Genomic DNA, 18,122 nt, shown 5'->3' with positions numbered 1-18,122 from the left:
TGCGTCACAACCGCTTCGCGCTGCGCAGCGTCTTGGCGTAGTAGCCGTTGCCGTCCAGGCGCGAGACGCCGCCCACGTCTCCGATGGTGCGACCGTTGATCTCCTCACGGCTGGAGATGAAGATCAGGTGGCCCTGGGTGTCGTAGCCGAGGACCACGCCCACGTGGTCCAACCGCTTGCCGGTGCGCGCGTCGAGCGACGCAGTGGTCTCCACCGGCGCTGTGGAGAGCGCGCCCGGCGAGGTCGCCGCCCTGGCCGATCGCATGGAGGCCGACGGGATGCGGGTCTGCCTCGAGCCTGGTCGGCGCGATGCCCCCTTGAGGGCACCACGAACGTTCAGGGCCGGGCGGCACAGCGCCAGCACGCCACCTTCGTCCACGTGGAACTGGCCCCCGACGCCCGGGACGACGGCCCCGAGGCCGAGGGGGCGGCGGATGCCCTCTCCGGCCTCCTCACGACGTGGGCGAACGACTGAGCATCGGCCGCCGCGTCGGCACCGGCGCAGTGACCGGGGGGTGGGCCGCCGCCCACCCCCCGGGCCCGGTCAGGCGGTGATACTCACCGTCGAAGAAGCAGTCCGTCGCCGATGAGACCTCCGAGCACCCCGACCGGTTGTGCCGGACAAGCCGGTTCGGCGAACGGGCGGTTGCCCTCGCGCGCCACGGAGGCGCCGTCACCGGTCGGTGACATGTCCTGCGGCACCGATCAGCAGCAGCCCGCCGCGCCCGGCAACGACCGCCTGTTGCGGGCCTCCTTGTTGCGGGCGGCCAGCAACTCGTCGGCCGGATAGCCGACTTCCTCCAGCGTCAGCCCGTGCGGGCGTACCACGTGCACCGCGGAGTCCCGGACGCCCGCGGCGAGCACCTCGCCCGGCCAGGTGGCCGGGCGGTGCCCGTCGCCCACGAACAGCAGCGCGCCGACCAGCGAACGCACCATGTTGTGGCAGAAGGCGTCGGCCTTGACCGTGGCCTCCAGGACCCCGGACGGCAGCCGCTCCCAGCGCAGTTCCTGCAGGGTGCGTATCGTCGTCGCGCCGTCGCGCTTCTTGCAGTACGCCGCGAAGTCGTGCTCCCCGACCAGCCGCTCGGCCGCCGCGTTCATCGCGTCGACGTCCAACGGCCAGTCGTGCCACAGCACATGGCCGCGCAGCAGCGGATCGACACCGCCGGGGTTGTCGGTCACGCGGTAGGCGTAGCGGCGCCAGATCGCCGAGAACCGGGCGTTGAAACCGGCCGGCGCCTCGGCCGCGCGCCAGATGCGGACGTCCCGCGACAGCCGGCCCGCCAGCCGCTTCAGGAGCTTGTCCCGGTGCTCGGCCCACAGCTCCACCGGCAGATCAACGTGCGCCACCTGCCCGCGCGCGTGCACGCCTGCGTCCGTGCGGCCGGCGACCGTCAGCTCGTACGTCTCGGACGACCGCGTCACCGTGCGCAGCGCGTCCTCGATCTCGCCCTGCACGGTCCGCTGTCCGCGGGCCTGCTTGGCCCAGCCGGAGAAGTCCTTGCCGTCGTACGAAAGATCCAGCCGCACCCGTACGAAGCCGGGCTCCACCTCGTCGCTCACGCGATCCCTTCCTTCATGAGGGCGGGCCCGCATCCCCGAAGGGATACGGGCCCGCCCGAAGACCTGTGCCACGGATACGCGGCTCAGGCCTCCTTGGTCTCCTCGGCCGGAGCCTCGGCGGCCTCGGTCTCCTCGACCTTGGTCTCCTCGGCCTTCGCCTCGGACTCCTTGACCGCACGCTTGGTGGCGGCCTCGGCCTCGGCGACGGTGGCCTTCTTCGCGATCTCACCCTCGACCAGCTCGATCACAGCCATCGGGGCGTTGTCGCCACGACGGTTGCCGATCTTCGTGATGCGGGTGTAGCCGCCGGGACGCTCGGCGTAACGCGGAGCGATCTCGGTGAACAGGGTGTGCACGACGCCCTTGTCCGTGATGGTCTGCAGCACCAGGCGACGGTTGTGGATGTCGCCCTTCTTGGCCTTGGTGATCAGGCGCTCGGCGACCGGACGCAGGCGGCGGGCCTTGGCCTCGGTCGTGGTGATGCGGCCGTGCTCGAACAGCGACTTCGCCAGGTTCGCGAGAAGCAGCTTCTCGTGCGCGGCGCTGCCGCCGAAACGGGCTCCCTTGGTGGGACGCGGCATGGGGTTTCTCCTTGTGATCTGCACCGGCCGTGTCAGGTACCGGTGTCAGCCTGTGCGAGGGGCTGCGGCCCCTCGCGCACCCCCGGGGTCCCGGGGGAAGTCCTGTCTTCCGGGCTCCGCCCGGACCGGGCCGGAGCCCGGAGTCCTGCTGTCGGCGCCCGGGCCGCAAGGCCCGTAGCGCCACCGGCCTCAGGGCCGGGTCCGGGGCGCGAGCGGCCCCGGACGAGCCGACCCGGTGGGGCGCCGGGGCCGTCAGGCCCGGGCACCGCACCGGGAGGTGCTCAGTACTGCTCGGTCTCGACGAAGCCCGCGTCCGCGTCGTCGTCGGCGCCGAAGGCGTCGGCGGCGGCGGTCGGGTCGAATCCGGGCGGGCTGTCCTTGAGGGCCAGGCCCATGCCGGCCAGCTTCGCCTTGACCTCGTCGATCGACTTCGCACCGAAGTTGCGGATGTCGAGCAGGTCGGCCTCGGAGCGCGCCACGAGCTCACCCACGGAGTGGATGCCCTCACGCTTGAGGCAGTTGTACGAACGAACGGTGAGCTCGAGCTCCTCGATCGGCAGCGCGAGGTCGGCGGCCAGGGCGGCGTCCGTCGGGGACGGGCCCATGTCGATGCCCTCGGCGTCGATGTTGAGCTCACGGGCCAGACCGAACAGCTCGACCAGGGTCTTGCCGGCGGACGCCATGGCGTCGCGCGGGCGCATGGCCTGCTTGGTCTCGACGTCGACGATCAGCTTGTCGAAGTCGGTGCGCTGCTCGACTCGGGTCGCCTCGACCTTGTAGGTGACCTTGAGCACCGGCGAGTAGATGGAGTCGACCGGAATACGGCCGATCTCCTGGCCCACCTGCTTGTTCTGCACGGCGGAGACGTAGCCGCGACCGCGCTCGACGGTCAGCTCCATCTCCAGCTTGCCCTTGCCGTTCAGCGTGGCGAGCACCAGGTCGGGGTTGTGCACCTCGACACCGGCCGGCGGGGCGATGTCAGCAGCGGTGACCAGGCCGGGACCCTGCTTGCGCAGGTACATCACGACCGGCTCGTCGTGCTCCGAGGAGACGACCAGCTGCTTGATGTTGAGGATGAGGTCGGTGACGTCCTCCTTGACGCCCGGCACGGTGGTGAACTCGTGCAGGACACCGTCGATGCGGATGGACGTGACCGCCGCACCCGGGATCGAGGAGAGGAGCGTACGGCGCAGGGAGTTGCCGAGCGTGTAGCCGAAGCCCGGCTCCAGCGGCTCGATGACGAACCGCGAGCGGTATTCGTCGACAACCTCTTCGGTCAGCGAGGGGCGCTGAGCGATCAGCATGGTGTGTTTCCTTCAGTCGTGGACGCCCGCTATTTGACGTCCTCTGATACAGGGTACGGGCGGTACGTCCCCCAGGGGACGTACCGCCCGAAATCCCTACGTCGACCCAGGTGCGTCACGCACCTGAGGTCAGACGCGGCGGCGCTTCGGCGGACGGCAGCCGTTGTGGGGCGTGGGGGTGACGTCCTGGATCGAGCCGACCTCGAGGCCGGTGGCCTGGAGGGAGCGGATCGCGGTCTCACGGCCGGAGCCCGGACCCTTGACGAAGACGTCGACCTTGCGCATGCCGTGCTCCTGCGCGCGGCGGGCGGCCGACTCGGCGGCCATCTGCGCGGCGAAGGGGGTGGACTTGCGCGAGCCCTTGAAGCCGACGTGGCCGGCGGAGGCCCAGGAGATCACGTTGCCGGACGGGTCCGTGATCGAGACGATCGTGTTGTTGAACGTGCTCTTGATGTGCGCGTGGCCGTGAGCGACGTTCTTCTTTTCCTTGCGGCGCACCTTCTTGACAGCGCCCTGACGTCCCTTGGGGGGCATCTCTTAACTCCTACGGGAGGTGGTCGGTCCTACAGCGAAGACCGTGGGAAATGCGAGGTCGGAGGTATCCCCCGACACCGCAGTGTCCGCTGTGGACTACTTCTTGCCCGGCTTCTTCTTACCGGCGATGGCGCGACGCGGGCCCTTGCGGGTGCGCGCGTTCGTGCTGGTGCGCTGGCCGTGGACCGGCAGGCCGCGACGGTGGCGCAGACCCTGGTAGCAGCCGATCTCGACCTTGCGGCGGATGTTCGCCTGGATGTCGCGGCGGAGGTCACCTTCGGTCTGGAAGTTGACGTCCACGTACTCGCGAATCTTGACGAGGTCCTCTTCGGCCAGGTCACGAACGCGGATGTTGGGGTCGACACCGGTGGCGGCGAGGGTCTCCTTGGACCGGGTGCGCCCGATGCCGAAGACGTAGGTGAGGGCGACCTCGATACGCTTGTCGCGCGGGAGGTCAACGCCTTCAAGGCGTGCCATTCATGGCTCCTGTGGTAGTCGGAGGTCTTCCGCAAAGCCGTTCCGTGGTCGCCGACCCTTCGACAAGGGTGGTACGCCCAGGTCTCCGGCCTCCACCGGAGGTGTCGCCAGCCGTGGCCAGGCGGGCTCTGCGTATGTACATGTTTTTACGTGCGTCGCGCGAAGAACTGCGAGTGCAGGTGGTCGTGCGTCAGCCCTGGCGCTGCTTGTGGCGCAGGTTGTCGCAGATGACCATGACCCGGCCGTGACGGCGGATCACCTTGCACTTGTCGCAGATCTTCTTGACGCTCGGCTTGACCTTCATGGGATGTGAGGTTCTCCGGGTCAGTGCCGACACCCCGCGAAGGGGGTGCGACAAGATCTACTTGTAGCGGTAGACGATCCGCCCACGCGTCAGGTCGTAAGGAGAGAGCTCCACGACGACCCGGTCGTCCGGGAGGATCCGGATGTAGTGCATCCGCATCTTGCCGGAGATGTGCGCGAGGACCTTGTGACCGTTCTGGAGCTCCACCTTGAACATGGCGTTCGGGAGGGACTCGATCACGGTGCCCTCGATTTCGATGGCACCTTGCTTCTTGGCCACGCTTCGCCCTTCGAATCGGCTACCTTGATCGACTCTCCTCCCCGGGTGCGGACACACGGGTACACGAGAGCCGACGCATCAGTCTACGTCAGGCCCTTGGAAAAGACGAATCCGGCAAGTGTGCCCACCGTAGAAGATCGTTACGCTCCGTCGCGACAGCACCCGGCCGTCCGGCCACAGGATTCCCCAGGCCGTCAGGCCAGGGGGTCCGGCGCCGCCGTGATGCCCAGTTCGGCCAGCTTCGCCTTGCCGCCGTCGGGGGCGGTCAGCACCAGCGGGCCGTCCTCCGTGAGCGCCACGGAGTGCTCCCAGTGCGAGGACCAGGTGCCGTCGGTCGTGACGACCGTCCAGTCGTCCTCCAGCACATCGGTCCGCGGTGTGCCGAGCGAGACCATCGGCTCGATCGCGAGGCAGAAGCCAGGCACCAGCTTGGGGCCGCGGCCGCGCTTGCGGGAGACGTAGTTCAGCAGGTGCGGGTCCATGTGCATCTCGGTGCCGATGCCGTGGCCGCCGTAGTCCTCGATGATCCCGTACTTGCCGGTCGCGGGACGCGGCTGGCGGCGGATGTAGGTCTCGATGGCACGGGAGATGTCGACGAGACGGTTGCCGTTCTTCATCGCGGCGATGCCGGCCCACATCGACTCCTCCGTCACCCGGGACAGCTCGATGAGCTCCGGGGCGTGACCGCTGCCGACGAAGGCCGTGTACGCGGCGTCGCCGTGCCAGCCGTCGATGATCGCGCCGCAGTCGATGGAGATGATGTCGCCGTCCTTCAGGACGGTCTTCTCGTCGGGGATGCCGTGGACGACGACCTCGTTCACCGAGGTGCAGATCGTGGCGGGGAAACCGCCGTACCCGAGGAAGTTCGACTTGGCGCCGTGGTCGGCGATCACCTTGCGGGCGACCTCGTCCAGATCCCGCGTCGTGGCGCCGGGCACCGCGGCCTCGCGGGTCGCCGCGTGGATGGCGGCGACGACCAGTCCCGCCTCGCGCATCTTCGCGATCTGCTCGGGGGTCTTGATCTGCACCATTGCGGCTCGCGCCTTTCATGATCGTGATGTGGGTCATCTCAACGATACGGCCGCGATGCCCCATCGGGCACCGCGGCCGTATCGCACAGCAACCATCAATCGAGTCGGCCCCACGACGCGCAACCACCTCCGCGAGGCAGACGGCGGTTCAGCCGCGAAGAGGGGCTCAGGCCTGGGCGGCCTTGTCCTGCTGCAGGGCCTCCATCGCCCGGGCGGTCACGTCGGCGACCTTGCCCAGCGCGGAGATGGTGACCACCAGGCCCTGGGCCTTGTAGTAGTCGATGATCGGCTCGGTCTGGGTGTGGTAGACCTCGAGCCGCTTGCGCACCGTCTCCTCGGAGTCGTCGTCGCGCTGGTACAGCTCGCCACCGCACTCGTCACAGACGCCCTCCGCCTTCGGCGGGGTGTAGGTGACGTGGAAGACGTGCGCGCTGTCGTTGCGGCACACGCGACGGCCGGCGATCCGCTTGACGACCTCGTCCTCGGGGACCTCCAGGTCGAGAACGGCGTCCAGCTCCACGCCCTCGCCCTGCAGCATCTCGTCCAGCGCCTCGGCCTGGCCCACGTTGCGCGGGAATCCGTCCAGCAGGAACCCGTTCACGGCGTCGGGCTGGGACATGCGGTCCTTGGCCATCCCGATGGTCACCTCGTCCGGGACCAGGTTGCCGGCGTCCATGTACGCCTTGGCCTGCTTGCCCAGCTCCGTGCCCTGGGAGATGTTGGCACGGAAGAGGTCGCCCGTGGAGATGTGCGGGATCGACAGGTTCTTGGCAAGGTACGCGGCCTGCGTTCCCTTCCCGGCACCGGGCGGTCCGACAAGGACGATTCGCATCAGCGGAGGAACCCTTCGTAATTGCGCTGCTGGAGCTGGCTCTCGATCTGCTTCACGGTCTCCAGACCCACACCCACGATGATGAGGATGCTCGTCCCGCCGAACGGGAAGTTCTGGTTCGCGCCTCCGAAGCCTGCCAACGCCATCGTCGGAACAAGAGCAATCAGACCCAGGTACAGCGAGCCCGGCCAAGTGATCCTGTTGAGCACGTAGCTCAGGTACTCGGCAGTAGGACGACCAGCCCGGATACCCGGGATGAAGCCACCATACTTCTTCATGTTGTCCGCGACTTCCTCGGGGTTGAACGAGATCGCCACATAGAAGAAGGCGAAGAACACGATCAGGAGGAAGTACGTGGCGATGTAGTAGGGGTGGTCACCCTTCACGAAGTGGGCTTCGATCCAGGTTTTCCAGCCTGCGTTGGAGTTCGAGAACTGCGCGACGAGCGCCGGGATGTACAGCAGCGACGACGCGAAGATGACAGGAATCACACCTGCCTGGTTCACCTTGAGCGGGATGTAAGTGGACGTACCGCCGTACGACCTGCGGCCGATCATGCGCTTCGCGTACTGCACCGGGATGCGGCGCTGGGCCTGCTCGACGAAGACGACGAGGCCGACCATCACGAAGCCGATCAGGATGACCGTGCCGAACTCGATCCAGCCGCCCGCGAGCTTGCCGCTCTCCTTGATGGCCCACAGGGCGCCCGGGAAACCGGCGGCGATCGAGATGAACATCAGGATCGACATGCCGTTGCCGATGCCGCGGTCGGTGATGAGCTCACCGAGCCACATGACGGCCGCCGTGCCGGCGGTCATCGTCACGACCATGACGACGGTGGTGAAGATCGACTGGTCGGGCACGATCTGGTCGGCCACGGTGCAGCCGCTGAAGAGCGCGCCACTGCGGGCGGTCGCCACCAGTCCGGTGCCCTGGAGCACGGCGAGCGCGACGGTCAGGTACCGCGTGTACTGCGTGATCTTCGCCGTGCCGGACTGGCCCTCCTTCTTGAGGGCCTCGAGGCGTGGGATCACCACGGTCAGCAGCTGAAGGATGATGCTCGCCGTGATGTACGGCATGATGCCCAGCGCGAAAATGGTGATCTGCAGCAGCGCCCCGCCGCTGAACATGTTCACCAGCCCGAACAGGCTGTTGTTGCCCTTCTGGGCCGCATCCACACAGATCTGAACGTTCTGATAGTCCACACCCGGGACCGGAATGTGCGACCCGAGGCGGTACAGCACGATGATGGCCAGTGTGAACAGCAGCTTCTTGCGCAGGTCGGGCGTCTTGAACGCCCGGGCGAACGCGGTGAGCACGGTGCCTCCTGCGACCCCCGCGCTTCTGCGTCAGAGGTGACGGTCTTGAGGATCGACGAATACGTATCCGCACGGTTTGCCCTGTAGGCACACCGGGCTGAAGTTAACAGTGCACGCCACCTTACCGGCGACCATGCCCCCCTAGGAACGACCAACCGGGGATGCCCCTTTTGGGAGGCATCCCCGGCTGGATGTTCAGGCCATCGAGTCGTCTCAGACGAGCTCGGTGACGGTGCCGCCGGCGGCGGCGATCTTCTCCTTGGCGGAGCCGGAGACGGCGTCGACCGTCACCTGCAGCGCCACGGAGATCTCGCCCTGGCCCAGGACCTTGACGAGGCTGTTCTTGCGCACGGCACCCTTGTCGACCAGGTCGGCGACGGTGACCTCGCCACCCTGCGGGTACAGGGCGGCCAGCTTGTCCAGGTTCACGACCTGGTACTCGGTGCGGAACGGGTTCTTGAAGCCCTTGAGCTTCGGCAGGCGCATGTGGAGGGGCATCTGCCCACCCTCGAAGCGCTGCGGAACCTGGTAACGGGCCTTGGTGCCCTTGGTACCACGACCGGCCGTCTTACCCTTCGACGCCTCACCACGACCGACACGGGTCTTGGCGGTCTTGGCGCCGGGGGCGGGACGGAGGTTGTGGACCTTCAGCGGGTTCTGCTCCGCCATGTCAGTCGACCTCCTCGACCGTCACGAGGTGGCGGACGGTGTGCACCATGCCGCGGAACTCGGGACGGTCCTCCTTGACGACCACGTCGTTGACCCGCTTGAGGCCGAGCGAACGCAGGGTGTCACGGTGGTTCTGCTTGCTGCCGATGTACGACTTCGTCTGCGTGATCTTGAGGCGAGCCATTACGCACCCGCTCCCGCACGCGCACGCAGCAGAGCCGCGGGGGCGACGTCCTCGAGCGGCAGACCGCGGCGCGCCGCGATCTCCTCGGGACGCTGCAGGCCCTTCAGGGCCGCCACGGTCGCGTGCACGATGTTGATCGCGTTGTCCGAGCCGAGCGACTTCGACAGGATGTCGTGCACGCCCGCGCACTCGAGCACGGCACGCACCGGGCCACCGGCGATAACACCGGTACCGGGGGAAGCCGGCTTCAGCAGCACGACGCCGGCAGCCTTCTCGCCCTGGATCGGGTGCGGGATGGTGCCCTGGATACGGGGGACCTTGAAGAAGTGCTTCTTGGCCTCCTCAACACCCTTGGCGATGGCGGCCGGCACCTCCTTGGCCTTGCCGTAGCCCACGCCGACGGTGCCGTCACCATCGCCCACCACGACGAGCGCGGTGAAGCTGAAGCGACGACCACCCTTCACAACCTTGGCGACGCGGTTGATCGCGACAACGCGCTCAACGTACGCGGTCTTCTCGGCGGCAGCTGCGCCGCCGTCACGGCCCTTCCGGTCCCGCCGCTCGCCGCCACCGGCACCGCTTCCGCGGCGCTGGGGTCCAGCCATTGGATTTACCTCTCTCTGTTTCCGCTAGCTACGGCAGGCTCAGAACTTGAGCCCGGCTTCGCGGGCGGCGTCCGCCAGGGCGGCGATGCGCCCGGCGTACTGGTTGCCACCACGGTCGAACACGACAGCCTCGACACCGGCGGCCTTGGCGCGCTCGGCGACCAGGGCGCCGACCTGCTTGGCCTGCGCGGACTTGTCGCCCTCGCCACCCCGGATGGAGGTGTCCAGGGTCGACGCCGACGCCAGGGTGTGACCCTTGATGTCGTCGATGACCTGGGCGACCATGTGGCGGTTCGAGCGCGTCACGACCAGGCGCGGACGCTCGGCCGTGCCCGAGACCTTCTTGCGGACGCGGATGTGGCGGCGCTTGATGGCAGCAGCCTTGTAGGCCTTGCCCTTGGCGATCTTCACACCGTATGCCATGGCTTACTTACCCGCCTTTCCGACCTTGCGGCGGATGACCTCGCCCGCGTACTTCACGCCCTTGGCCTTGTACGGGTCGGGCTTGCGCAGCTTGCGGATGTTCGCGGCGACCTCGCCGACCTTCTGCTTGTCGATGCCCTCGACCGAGAACTTGGTCGGCGACTCGACCTTGAAGGAGATGCCCTCGGGGGCCTCCACCAGGATCGGGTGGCTGTAGCCGAGCTGGAACTCCAGGTTGGAGCCCTTCGCGGCAACGCGGTAACCGACACCGCTGATCTCGAGCGCCTTGGTGTATCCCTGGGTCACACCGGTGATCATGTTCGCCACCAGCGTGCGGGACAGGCCGTGGAGGGCCTTGTTCTGACGCTCGTCGTTGGGGCGGGTGACGTTCAGAACGCCGTCCTCACCCTTGACGATCTCGATCGGCGCGGCGACGGTGTGCGTGAGGGTGCCCTTGGAACCCTTCACGGTGACCGTGCGGCCATCGATGGTGACGTCCACACCGGCGGGAACCTGGATGGGGAGCTTGCCGATTCGCGACATGAGCTTTTCCTCCGTTCCCGACTACCAGACGTAGGCGAGGACTTCCCCACCCACGCCCTTCTTCTGAGCCTGCTGACCGGTCAGGAGACCGTGGGACGTGGAGATGATCGCCACGCCCAGGCCGCCGAGAACCTTCGGCAGGTTGGTGGACTTCGCGTAAACGCGCAGACCCGGCTTCGAGATGCGCTTGATGCCGGCGATCGAACGCTCACGGTTCGGGCCGAACTTCAGCTCCAGGACGAGGTTCTTGCCGACCTCGGCGTCCTCGACCCTCCAGCCGGTGATGAAACCCTCCTGCTGGAGGATCTCCGCGATGTGCGACTTGATCTTGCTGTGCGGCATCGACACGGAGTCGTGGTATGCCGAGTTCGCGTTCCGCAGACGCGTAAGCATGTCTGCGATCGGATCAGTCATGGTCATGAATTGGCCTTCGGCCTCTCTCGCCGGGGTTTCCTGTATGCGCCATCCCTCTCCCCACACAGGGGCGGGACGGGTGCGGCGCGGGGACCTACGGCGTAGTAAGTCGTACGGGCGGCGGACGCCCAACCCTCCTAGCCTACGCCATGAAGGGAAGGGCCTCCGCCATACCCAGTGCTTACCGAGAGACTCCGGTCATCCCAACGAGGGGATTACCAGGAGCTCTTGGTCACGCCCGGCAGCTCGCCACGGTGAGCCATCTCACGAAGGCACACGCGGCACAGGCCGAACTTGCGGTACACGGAGTGCGGACGGCCGCAGCGCTGGCAGCGGGTGTACGCGCGCACACCGAACTTCGGCTTACGAGCAGCCTTGGCAATCAGAGCCTTCTTCGCCATCTCGCTCACGCCTCCTTGAACGGGAAGCCGAGGTGACGAAGGAGGGCGCGGCCCTCGTCGTCGTTGGTCGCCGTGGTGACCACGGTGATGTCCATACCCCGGACACGGTCGATCTTGTCCTGGTCGATCTCGTGGAACATGACCTGCTCCGTGAGACCGAAGGTGTAGTTGCCACGGCCGTCGAACTGCTTGGGGGACAGACCACGGAAGTCGCGGATGCGCGGGAGCGCGAGCGACAGGGTGCGGTCCAGGAACTCCCACATGCGGTCGCCACGGAGCGTGACGTGGGCACCGATCGGCTGACCCTCGCGCAGCTTGAACTGCGCGATGGACTTGCGGGCCTTGGTGACGGCCGGCTTCTGACCGGTGATCGTGGTGAGGTCCTTGATGGCACCCTCGATCAGCTTGGAGTCGCGGGCGGCGTCGCCCACACCCATGTTGACCACGATCTTGACGAGGCCGGGAACCTGCATGACGTTCTCGTACGAGAACTCCTCACGCAGCTTGCCCGCGATCTCCTCGCGGTACTTCGTCTTCAGACGCGGAGTGGTGGTGGTAGCCATCAGATGTCCTCACCCGTCCGCTTGGCAACGCGGATCTTGTTGCCCTCGTCGTCGAAGCGGAAACCGACGCGGGTCACGACCTTCTTGCCGTCCTTCTCCACAACGAGCTGAACGTTGCTCACGTGGATGGGGGCCTCGGTGGTGACGATGCCGCCGGTCTGCGAACCACGAGCGGTCTGGCCGGCCTTGGTGTGCTTCTTGACCCGGTTGACACCCTCGACCAGGACGCGGTCCTCGCGGGGGAAGGCCGCGATGACCTTGCCCTGCTTGCCCTTGTCCTTGCCGGTGATGACCTGTACCAGGTCGCCCTTCTTGATCTTCATGCTTACAGCACCTCCGGCGCGAGCGAGATGATCTTCATGAACTTCTTCTCGCGCAGCTCACGGCCCACGGGGCCGAAGATACGGGTGCCGCGAGGGTCGCCGTCGTTCTTCAGAATGACGGCGGCGTTCTCGTCGAAGCGGATGTACGAGCCGTCCTGGCGGCGGCGCTCCTTGACGGTGCGAACGATGACCGCCTTGACGACGTCACCCTTCTTCACGTTGCCACCGGGGATCGCATCCTTGACGGTGGCGACGATGACGTCACCGATGCCCGCGTAGCGGCGACCGGAACCACCGAGAACACGGATGCAAAGGATCTCCTTGGCACCAGTGTTGTCGGCGACACGCAGTCGCGACTCCTGCTGGATCACGTCTATCTCCTGATTGTCTGCCGGTTCCCGGCGGGGGCCTCACAGCGGAGGCCCCCACCGAGCCTGGCGGAACGAACTCGAAGGGTTACCCCTTCAAGCAATTACTTGGCCTTCTCGAGGATCTCGACGACGCGCCAGCGCTTCGTCGCGGACAGCGGCCGGGTCTCCATGAGGAGGACGCGGTCGCCGACACCCGCGGCGTTCTGCTCGTCGTGCGCCTTGAGCTTGTTCGTACGGCGGATGACCTTGCCGTACAGCGCGTGCTTCACGCGGTCCTCGACGGCGACGACGACGGTCTTGTCCATCTTGTCGCTGACGACCAGACCCTCACGGGTCTTGCGGAACCCGCGCTCGGCGGTCTTGTTCTCAGTCACGTTGCTCTCGCTCATCAGGCGCTCTCCACCGTCTCGATGCCCAGCTCGCGCTCACGCATCAGGGTGTAGATCCGGGCGATGTCCTTGCGGACGGCCTTCAGCCGGCCGTGGTTCTCGAGCTGACCGGTCGCCGCCTGGAAGCGGAGGTTGAACAGCTCTTCCTTGGCCTCGCGGAGCTTGGCAACAAGCTCCTCGTTGCCCAGCTCGCGCAGCTCGGACGCCTTGGTACCGGCAGTCATCACAGCTCACCTGCCTCGCGCTTGACGATCTTGCACTTCATCGGCAGCTTGTGAGCCGCACGGGTCAGGGCCTCGCGCGCGATCTTCTCGTTCGGGTAGGACAGCTCGAACATCACCCGACCGGGCTTGACGTTCGCGACCCACCACTCCGGCGAACCCTTACCGGAACCCATGCGGGTCTCGGCAGGCTTCTTCGTGAGCGGGCGGTCCGGGTAGATGTTGATCCAGACCTTGCCGCCACGCTTGATGTGGCGGGTCATCGCGATACGAGCCGCCTCGATCTGGCGGTTGGTCACGTACGCCGGAGTGAGGGCCTGGATGCCGTACTCGCCGAACGCAACCTGCGTGCCACCCTTTGCCATACCGCTGCGCTTCGGGTGGTGCTGCTTGCGGTGCTTGACCCTACGGGGGATCAGCATGTCGGTCAGGCCTCCGTTCCGGTGCTCTCAGCCGGAGCGGCGGCAGCGGCCTCGGCCTTGGGGGCCTCGGCAGCAGCAGCCTGCTGCGGCTTGCGACCGCGACCGCCACGCTCGCCACCGCGGCCACCACGGGCCGGGCGGTCGGCGCCGCCACGGGCCGGGCGGTTGCCGGCGCGGGCAGCAGCGTTCTCGGCGCGGACCTCGGCGATGTTCTTGACGTCGCCCTTGTAGATCCAGACCTTCACGCCGATGCGGCCGAAGGTGGTCTTGGCCTCGAAGAAGCCGTACTCGACGTTCGCGCGGAGCGTGTGCAGCGGCACACGGCCCTCGCGGTAGAACTCCGAGCGGGACATCTCGGCGCCGCCGAGACGGCCACCACACTGGATCTTGATGCCCTTGGCGCCCGCCTTCATGGCCGACTGCATGCTCTTGCGCATGGCGCGGCGGAAGGAGACGCGGGAGGACAGCTGCTCGGCAACGGCCTGGGCCACGAGCTGAGCGTCGACCTCGGGGTTCTTGACCTCGAGGATGTTCAGCTGGACCTGCTTGCCCGTGAGCTTCTCGAGGTCGCCGCGGATGCGGTCGGCCTCGGCGCCACGGCGGCCGATGACGATGCCGGGACGCGCGGTGTGGATGTCCACCCGCACGCGGTCACGGGTGCGCTCGATCTCGACCTTGGAGATGCCGGCGCGCTCCATGCCGGACGTCATCATCCGACGGATGGCGACGTCTTCCTTGACGTAGTCCTTGTACAGCTTGTCGGCGTACCAGCGGGACTTGAAGTCCGTGGTGATACCGAGCCGGAACCCGTGCGGGTTTACCTTCTGGCCCATTACCGGGTTCCTTCCTTGCTGCTGACGACCACGGTGATGTGGCTGGTCCGCTTACGGATCCGGTAGGCACGGCCCTGAGCACGCGGACGGAACCGCTTCAGGGTCGGGCCCTCGTCCACGTACGCCTCGCTGATGAACAGCGAAGAGGCGTCCGTGTGGTCGTAGTTGTGCGCGGCGTTGGCGATGGCGCTGTCCAGCACCTTGCCGACCGGCACGCTCGCGGCCTGCGGGGCGAAACGCAGGACCGCCTGAGCCTCCGTGGCATCCATGCCACGGATGAGGTCCACCACGCGGCGGGCCTTCATGGGCGTGACGCGGATGTACCGCGCCTGGGCCCTGGCTTCCATGGTTGTCCCTTCGGTGTAAGTCATGAGTCGTTCCACCCCGCGATTAGCGGCGCTTCGACTTCCGGTCGTCCTTGACGTGGCCGCGGAAGGTGCGAGTCGGCGAGAACTCGCCGAGCTTGTGGCCGACCATGGACTCGGTGACGAACACCGGGACGTGGGTCTTGCCGTTGTGCACCGCGATCGTGTGGCCGAGCATGGCCGGGATGATCATCGAGCGACGGGACCAGGTCTTGATGACGTTCTTGGTGCCGGCTTCGTTCTGGGCGTCCACCTTCTTGATCAGGTGGTCGTCGACGAAGGGCCCCTTCTTGAGACTGCGCGGCATCTGAACCCGCTCCTAGCGCTTCTTGTTCGTCTTGCGGCGGCGGACGATGTACTTGTTCGAAGCCTTCTTCGGCGAACGAGTACGACCCTCCTTCTGACCCCACGGGGAGACCGGGTGGCGACCACCGGAGGTCTTGCCCTCACCACCACCGTGCGGGTGGTCAACCGGGTTCATCGCCACACCGCGAACGGTCGGGCGAACGCCCAGCCAGCGCTTGCGGCCGGCCTTGCCCCAGTTGATGTTCGACTGCTCGGCGTTGCCGACCTCACCGATGGTGGCGCGGCAGCGGACGTCGACCAGGCGGATCTCACCGGACGGCATGCGCAGGTGGGCCATCTGGCCCTCCTTCGCCAGCAGCTGCACGGAGGCACCGGCGGAGCGGGCGAACTTGGCACCGCCACCGGGACGGAGCTCGATCGCGTGGATCGTGGTACCGACCGGGATGTTGCGCAGCGCCAGGTTGTTGCCCGGCTTGATGTCGGCCGCGGGGCCGTTCTCGATCCGGTCGCCCTGGTTCAGGCCACGCGGAGCGATGATGTAGCGCTTCTCGCCGTCTGCGTAGTGCAGGAGCGCGATGCGCGCGGTGCGGTTCGGGTCGTACTCGATGTGAGCGACCTTGGCCGGCACGCCGTCCTTGTCGTGACGACGGAAGTCGATCACGCGGTAGGCGCGCTTGTGGCCACCGCCCTGGTGGCGGACGGTCACACGACCGGTGTTGTTACGGCCGCCCTTGCTGTGCAGGGGGCGGACCAGCGACTTCTCCGGCGTGGACCGCGTGATCTCGACGAAGTCGGCGACGCTGGAGCCACGACGGCCCGGCGTAGTCGGCTTGTACTTGCGGATTCCCATTTCTCAGTCCTCGTCCGATTCCGGACGACTCGACCGCCCTCAGGCGGTCGGGCCGCCGAAGATGTCGATACGGTCGCCCTCAGCAAGGGTCACGATGGCGCGCTTGGTGTTGGCGCGCTTGCCGAAACCGGTGCGGGTGCGCTTGCGCTTGCCCTGGCGGTTGATCGTGTTGACCCCGGTGACCTTGACCGAGAAGACCGCCTCGACGGCCTGCTTGATCTGGGTCTTGTTGGCACGCGGGTCGACGACGAACGTGTACTTGTTCTCGTCCAGCAGCGCGTAGCTCTTCTCGGACACAACCGGCTTGACGAGAATGTCGCGCGGGTCCGTGAAGGTCTTGCTGGTGATCGTGGCCTCGGACATCAGGCCTCGCTCCCTTCGGTGTCGTTGGCGGCCTTGGGGCCGGACACGAAGGACTCGAAGGCGGCCTGGGTGAAGACCACGTCGTCGGAGACGAGCACGTCGTACGTGTTCAGCTGGCCCGGCTCCAGGATGTGGACCTGGGGCAGGTTGCGGGCGGACAGCCACGCGGCCTCGTCCGAGCGCTCGGCGACCAGGAGCAGGTTCTTGCGCTCCGAGATCTTGCCGAACAGGGACTTGGCGGCCTTGGTGGACGCCGCGCCGTCGACCACGCCGGAGACGACGTGGATGCGCGAGTGGCGAGCCCGGTCGGAGAGGGCACCGCGCAGGGCGGCGGCCTTCATCTTCTTCGGGGTCCGCTGCGAGTAGTCACGCGGCACGGGGCCGTGGACGACGCCACCGCCGGCGAACTGCGGCGCTCGGGTCGAACCCTGGCGGGCGCGGCCGGTGCCCTTCTGGCGGTAAGGCTTCTTGCCACCACCACGGACCTCGCCGCGGGTCTTGGTCTTGTGCGTGCCCTGGCGGGCAGCGGCCAGCTGCGCGACGACGACCTGGTGGATCAGCGGAACGCTGACCTTGGCGTCGAAGATCTCCGCGGGGAGCTCGACGGTCCCGGCCTTGTCGCCTGCCGGCGAAAGGATGTCAATGGTGCTCATCGGTTACCTCAGGCCCCCTTGGCCGCGGTACGGACCAGGACGAGGCCGCCGTTCGGACCAGGAACCGCGCCCTTGATGAGCAGCAGGCCCTTCTCCGCGTCAACGGCGTGAACGGTCAGGTTCTGGGTGGTGACCCGCTCGTTGCCCATACGGCCCGCCATGCGGAGGCCCTTGAACACACGGCCCGGGGTGGCACAGCCACCGATGGAACCGGGAGAGCGGTGCTTGCGCTGGGTGCCGTGACCGGCGCCGAGGCCCTTGAAGTTGTGACGCTTCATGACACCGGCGAAGCCCTTGCCCTTGCTCTTGCCCGTGACGTCGACCTTGACGCCGGACTCGAACACCTCGGCGGTGATCTCCTGGCCGAGCGTGTACTCGCTGGCGTCGGAGGTACGGAGCTCCACCAGGTGGCGGCGGGGGGTCACGTCGGCCTTGGCGAAGTGGCCCTTGAGGGGCTTGTTCACCTTGCGCGGGTCGATCTCGCCGAAGGCGATCTGGACCGACTCGTAGCCGTCGATGTCGTTCGTACGGACCTGGGTAACGACGCAGGGCCCGGCCTTGACGACGGTCACCGGGACGACACGGTTGTTCTCGTCCCAGACCTGGGTCATGCCGAGCTTCTCGCCCAGGACGCCCTTGATCTGCTTAGCCATCTCTTCCGCGCCTCTCAGAGCTTGATCTCGATGTCGACGCCGGCCGGAAGGTCCAGGCGCATCAGCGAGTCAACGGTCTTGGGCGTCGGGTCGAGGATGTCGATCAGGCGCTTGTGCGTGCGCATCTCGAAGTGCTCGCGCGAGTCCTTGTACTTGTGCGGCGACTTGATGACGCAGTACACGTTCTTCTCAGTGGGCAGCGGCACCGGGCCCGCGACCGACGCACCAGTGCGGGTCACCGTCTCGACGATCTTCTTCGCCGAGGAGTCGATGACCTCGTGGTCGTAGGCCTTGAGCCGGATGCGGATCTTCTGTCCCGCCATGGCTACTTCGTAGTCCTGTCTCTC

31 protein-coding genes and 2 pseudogenes are annotated in these 18,122 nt (G+C 67.0%); 1 reads left to right on the top strand and 32 read right to left on the bottom strand.

Annotated elements, in window-relative coordinates; all coding sequences use genetic code 11:
- Nucleotides 1–4: 4 nt before the first annotated feature.
- A pseudogene (locus ACLB9X_RS20755) lies at nucleotides 5–196 on the bottom strand (hypothetical protein); the annotation flags it as partial.
- Between the two features lies 1 nt (nucleotide 197).
- Here ACLB9X_RS20755 and ACLB9X_RS20750 point away from each other — a divergent pair.
- A pseudogene (locus tag ACLB9X_RS20750) lies at nucleotides 198–475 on the top strand (hypothetical protein); the annotation flags it as partial.
- A 230-nt stretch (nucleotides 476–705) separates the two neighbouring features.
- Here the strand turns inward: ACLB9X_RS20750 and truA are convergent.
- The 31 genes from truA to rpsJ form a co-directional block, all read right to left on the bottom strand.
- Nucleotides 706–1,563, bottom strand: a complete 858-nt coding sequence (truA, locus tag ACLB9X_RS20745; protein ID WP_410361857.1) for a tRNA pseudouridine(38-40) synthase TruA — start codon at nucleotides 1,561–1,563, stop codon at nucleotides 706–708.
- 83 nt (nucleotides 1,564–1,646) lie between these two features.
- Nucleotides 1,647–2,144 carry a 50S ribosomal protein L17 gene (rplQ, locus tag ACLB9X_RS20740; protein WP_410361856.1) on the bottom strand — a complete coding sequence of 166 codons (498 nt, stop codon included), beginning with the start codon at nucleotides 2,142–2,144 and terminating at the stop codon, nucleotides 1,647–1,649.
- 281 nt (nucleotides 2,145–2,425) lie between these two features.
- On the bottom strand, nucleotides 2,426–3,448 hold the full coding sequence (locus ACLB9X_RS20735; RefSeq protein WP_003956430.1) for a DNA-directed RNA polymerase subunit alpha: 1,023 nt from the start codon (nucleotides 3,446–3,448) through the stop codon (nucleotides 2,426–2,428).
- Between the two features lie 129 nt (nucleotides 3,449–3,577).
- Nucleotides 3,578–3,982: a 30S ribosomal protein S11 gene (gene rpsK, locus ACLB9X_RS20730; protein ID WP_017949643.1), complete on the bottom strand. Its 405-nt coding sequence runs from the start codon at nucleotides 3,980–3,982 to the stop codon at nucleotides 3,578–3,580.
- 96 nt (nucleotides 3,983–4,078) lie between these two features.
- Nucleotides 4,079–4,459 (bottom strand): 30S ribosomal protein S13, encoded by a 381-nt coding sequence (rpsM, locus tag ACLB9X_RS20725; RefSeq protein WP_177148628.1) that lies wholly within the window; start codon nucleotides 4,457–4,459, stop codon nucleotides 4,079–4,081.
- 190 nt (nucleotides 4,460–4,649) lie between these two features.
- A complete protein-coding gene (gene rpmJ, locus ACLB9X_RS20720) occupies nucleotides 4,650–4,763 on the bottom strand; it encodes a 50S ribosomal protein L36 (RefSeq protein WP_003956441.1) in 114 nt (37 codons plus the stop codon).
- A 57-nt stretch (nucleotides 4,764–4,820) separates the two neighbouring features.
- Entirely contained in the window at nucleotides 4,821–5,042 is a 222-nt protein-coding gene (infA, locus tag ACLB9X_RS20715; protein ID WP_003956442.1) for a translation initiation factor IF-1, read from the bottom strand.
- 194 nt (nucleotides 5,043–5,236) lie between these two features.
- On the bottom strand, nucleotides 5,237–6,073 hold the full coding sequence (gene map, locus ACLB9X_RS20710) for a type I methionyl aminopeptidase (RefSeq protein WP_410361855.1): 837 nt from the start codon (nucleotides 6,071–6,073) through the stop codon (nucleotides 5,237–5,239).
- Between the two features lie 166 nt (nucleotides 6,074–6,239).
- Nucleotides 6,240–6,905: an adenylate kinase gene (locus ACLB9X_RS20705; RefSeq protein WP_410361854.1), complete on the bottom strand. Its 666-nt coding sequence runs from the start codon at nucleotides 6,903–6,905 to the stop codon at nucleotides 6,240–6,242.
- Nucleotides 6,905–8,224 (bottom strand): preprotein translocase subunit SecY, encoded by a 1,320-nt coding sequence (gene secY / locus ACLB9X_RS20700; protein WP_177148625.1) that lies wholly within the window; start codon nucleotides 8,222–8,224, stop codon nucleotides 6,905–6,907. Before secY ends, ACLB9X_RS20705 begins: the two co-directional genes overlap by 1 nt.
- A 213-nt stretch (nucleotides 8,225–8,437) precedes the next feature.
- Complete coding sequence (gene rplO, locus ACLB9X_RS20695) at nucleotides 8,438–8,893, bottom strand: 50S ribosomal protein L15 (protein ID WP_177148624.1); 456 nt, start codon at nucleotides 8,891–8,893, stop codon at nucleotides 8,438–8,440.
- A 1-nt stretch (nucleotide 8,894) separates the two neighbouring features.
- Nucleotides 8,895–9,077: a 50S ribosomal protein L30 gene (gene rpmD / locus ACLB9X_RS20690; RefSeq protein ID WP_071273185.1), complete on the bottom strand. Its 183-nt coding sequence runs from the start codon at nucleotides 9,075–9,077 to the stop codon at nucleotides 8,895–8,897.
- Nucleotides 9,077–9,682: a 30S ribosomal protein S5 gene (rpsE, locus tag ACLB9X_RS20685; RefSeq protein WP_005313527.1), complete on the bottom strand. Its 606-nt coding sequence runs from the start codon at nucleotides 9,680–9,682 to the stop codon at nucleotides 9,077–9,079. Before rpsE ends, rpmD begins: the two co-directional genes overlap by 1 nt.
- Before the next feature lie 39 nt (nucleotides 9,683–9,721).
- The gene (gene rplR / locus ACLB9X_RS20680) at nucleotides 9,722–10,105 is read right to left on the bottom strand and encodes a 50S ribosomal protein L18 (protein WP_177148623.1); all 384 of its coding nucleotides are present in this window, start codon (nucleotides 10,103–10,105) and stop codon (nucleotides 9,722–9,724) included.
- Nucleotides 10,106–10,108: 3 nt separating this feature from the next.
- A complete protein-coding gene (gene rplF, locus ACLB9X_RS20675) occupies nucleotides 10,109–10,648 on the bottom strand; it encodes a 50S ribosomal protein L6 (RefSeq protein WP_365991346.1) in 540 nt (179 codons plus the stop codon).
- Nucleotides 10,649–10,669: 21 nt separating this feature from the next.
- The gene (rpsH, locus tag ACLB9X_RS20670; protein ID WP_410361853.1) at nucleotides 10,670–11,068 is read right to left on the bottom strand and encodes a 30S ribosomal protein S8; all 399 of its coding nucleotides are present in this window, start codon (nucleotides 11,066–11,068) and stop codon (nucleotides 10,670–10,672) included.
- 209 nt (nucleotides 11,069–11,277) lie between these two features.
- The gene (locus tag ACLB9X_RS20665) at nucleotides 11,278–11,463 is read right to left on the bottom strand and encodes a type Z 30S ribosomal protein S14 (RefSeq protein ID WP_003956452.1); all 186 of its coding nucleotides are present in this window, start codon (nucleotides 11,461–11,463) and stop codon (nucleotides 11,278–11,280) included.
- Between the two features lie 5 nt (nucleotides 11,464–11,468).
- Nucleotides 11,469–12,026, bottom strand: a complete 558-nt coding sequence (gene rplE, locus ACLB9X_RS20660; protein WP_392323483.1) for a 50S ribosomal protein L5 — start codon at nucleotides 12,024–12,026, stop codon at nucleotides 11,469–11,471.
- On the bottom strand, nucleotides 12,026–12,349 hold the full coding sequence (gene rplX / locus ACLB9X_RS20655; protein WP_005313570.1) for a 50S ribosomal protein L24: 324 nt from the start codon (nucleotides 12,347–12,349) through the stop codon (nucleotides 12,026–12,028). The genes rplE and rplX overlap by 1 nt, the downstream gene beginning before the upstream one ends.
- A gap of 2 nt (nucleotides 12,350–12,351) precedes the next feature.
- Nucleotides 12,352–12,720: a 50S ribosomal protein L14 gene (gene rplN / locus ACLB9X_RS20650; protein ID WP_003956455.1), complete on the bottom strand. Its 369-nt coding sequence runs from the start codon at nucleotides 12,718–12,720 to the stop codon at nucleotides 12,352–12,354.
- Between the two features lie 101 nt (nucleotides 12,721–12,821).
- Entirely contained in the window at nucleotides 12,822–13,109 is a 288-nt protein-coding gene (gene rpsQ / locus ACLB9X_RS20645; protein ID WP_262006829.1) for a 30S ribosomal protein S17, read from the bottom strand.
- Complete coding sequence (gene rpmC / locus ACLB9X_RS20640; RefSeq protein ID WP_410361852.1) at nucleotides 13,109–13,333, bottom strand: 50S ribosomal protein L29; 225 nt, start codon at nucleotides 13,331–13,333, stop codon at nucleotides 13,109–13,111. Before rpmC ends, rpsQ begins: the two co-directional genes overlap by 1 nt.
- A complete protein-coding gene (gene rplP, locus ACLB9X_RS20635; RefSeq protein WP_410361851.1) occupies nucleotides 13,333–13,752 on the bottom strand; it encodes a 50S ribosomal protein L16 in 420 nt (139 codons plus the stop codon). The genes rpmC and rplP overlap by 1 nt, the downstream gene beginning before the upstream one ends.
- 5 nt (nucleotides 13,753–13,757) lie before the next feature.
- A complete protein-coding gene (rpsC, locus tag ACLB9X_RS20630) occupies nucleotides 13,758–14,585 on the bottom strand; it encodes a 30S ribosomal protein S3 (RefSeq protein WP_177148620.1) in 828 nt (275 codons plus the stop codon).
- Nucleotides 14,585–14,932, bottom strand: a complete 348-nt coding sequence (rplV, locus tag ACLB9X_RS20625; protein WP_009327087.1) for a 50S ribosomal protein L22 — start codon at nucleotides 14,930–14,932, stop codon at nucleotides 14,585–14,587. The genes rpsC and rplV overlap by 1 nt, the downstream gene beginning before the upstream one ends.
- Before the next feature lie 43 nt (nucleotides 14,933–14,975).
- Complete coding sequence (gene rpsS / locus ACLB9X_RS20620) at nucleotides 14,976–15,257, bottom strand: 30S ribosomal protein S19 (protein WP_166628878.1); 282 nt, start codon at nucleotides 15,255–15,257, stop codon at nucleotides 14,976–14,978.
- A gap of 12 nt (nucleotides 15,258–15,269) precedes the next feature.
- Nucleotides 15,270–16,106 (bottom strand): 50S ribosomal protein L2, encoded by an 837-nt coding sequence (gene rplB, locus ACLB9X_RS20615; RefSeq protein WP_410361850.1) that lies wholly within the window; start codon nucleotides 16,104–16,106, stop codon nucleotides 15,270–15,272.
- Between the two features lie 39 nt (nucleotides 16,107–16,145).
- A complete protein-coding gene (gene rplW, locus ACLB9X_RS20610; protein WP_410361849.1) occupies nucleotides 16,146–16,469 on the bottom strand; it encodes a 50S ribosomal protein L23 in 324 nt (107 codons plus the stop codon).
- On the bottom strand, nucleotides 16,469–17,122 hold the full coding sequence (rplD, locus tag ACLB9X_RS20605; RefSeq protein ID WP_365991348.1) for a 50S ribosomal protein L4: 654 nt from the start codon (nucleotides 17,120–17,122) through the stop codon (nucleotides 16,469–16,471). Before rplD ends, rplW begins: the two co-directional genes overlap by 1 nt.
- 8 nt (nucleotides 17,123–17,130) lie before the next feature.
- Nucleotides 17,131–17,775 carry a 50S ribosomal protein L3 gene (rplC, locus tag ACLB9X_RS20600; RefSeq protein WP_365991349.1) on the bottom strand — a complete coding sequence of 215 codons (645 nt, stop codon included), beginning with the start codon at nucleotides 17,773–17,775 and terminating at the stop codon, nucleotides 17,131–17,133.
- A 14-nt stretch (nucleotides 17,776–17,789) separates the two neighbouring features.
- The gene (gene rpsJ, locus ACLB9X_RS20595; protein WP_003948644.1) at nucleotides 17,790–18,098 is read right to left on the bottom strand and encodes a 30S ribosomal protein S10; all 309 of its coding nucleotides are present in this window, start codon (nucleotides 18,096–18,098) and stop codon (nucleotides 17,790–17,792) included.
- Nucleotides 18,099–18,122 lie beyond the last annotated feature (24 nt).

It is taken from the genome of Streptomyces sp. 5K101, assembly GCF_046506645.1.
GTDB lineage: Bacteria > Actinomycetota > Actinomycetes > Streptomycetales > Streptomycetaceae > Streptomyces.
Note: the sequence above shows the minus strand (reverse complement) of the source record. Positions and strands in the feature narration are given on the sequence as shown.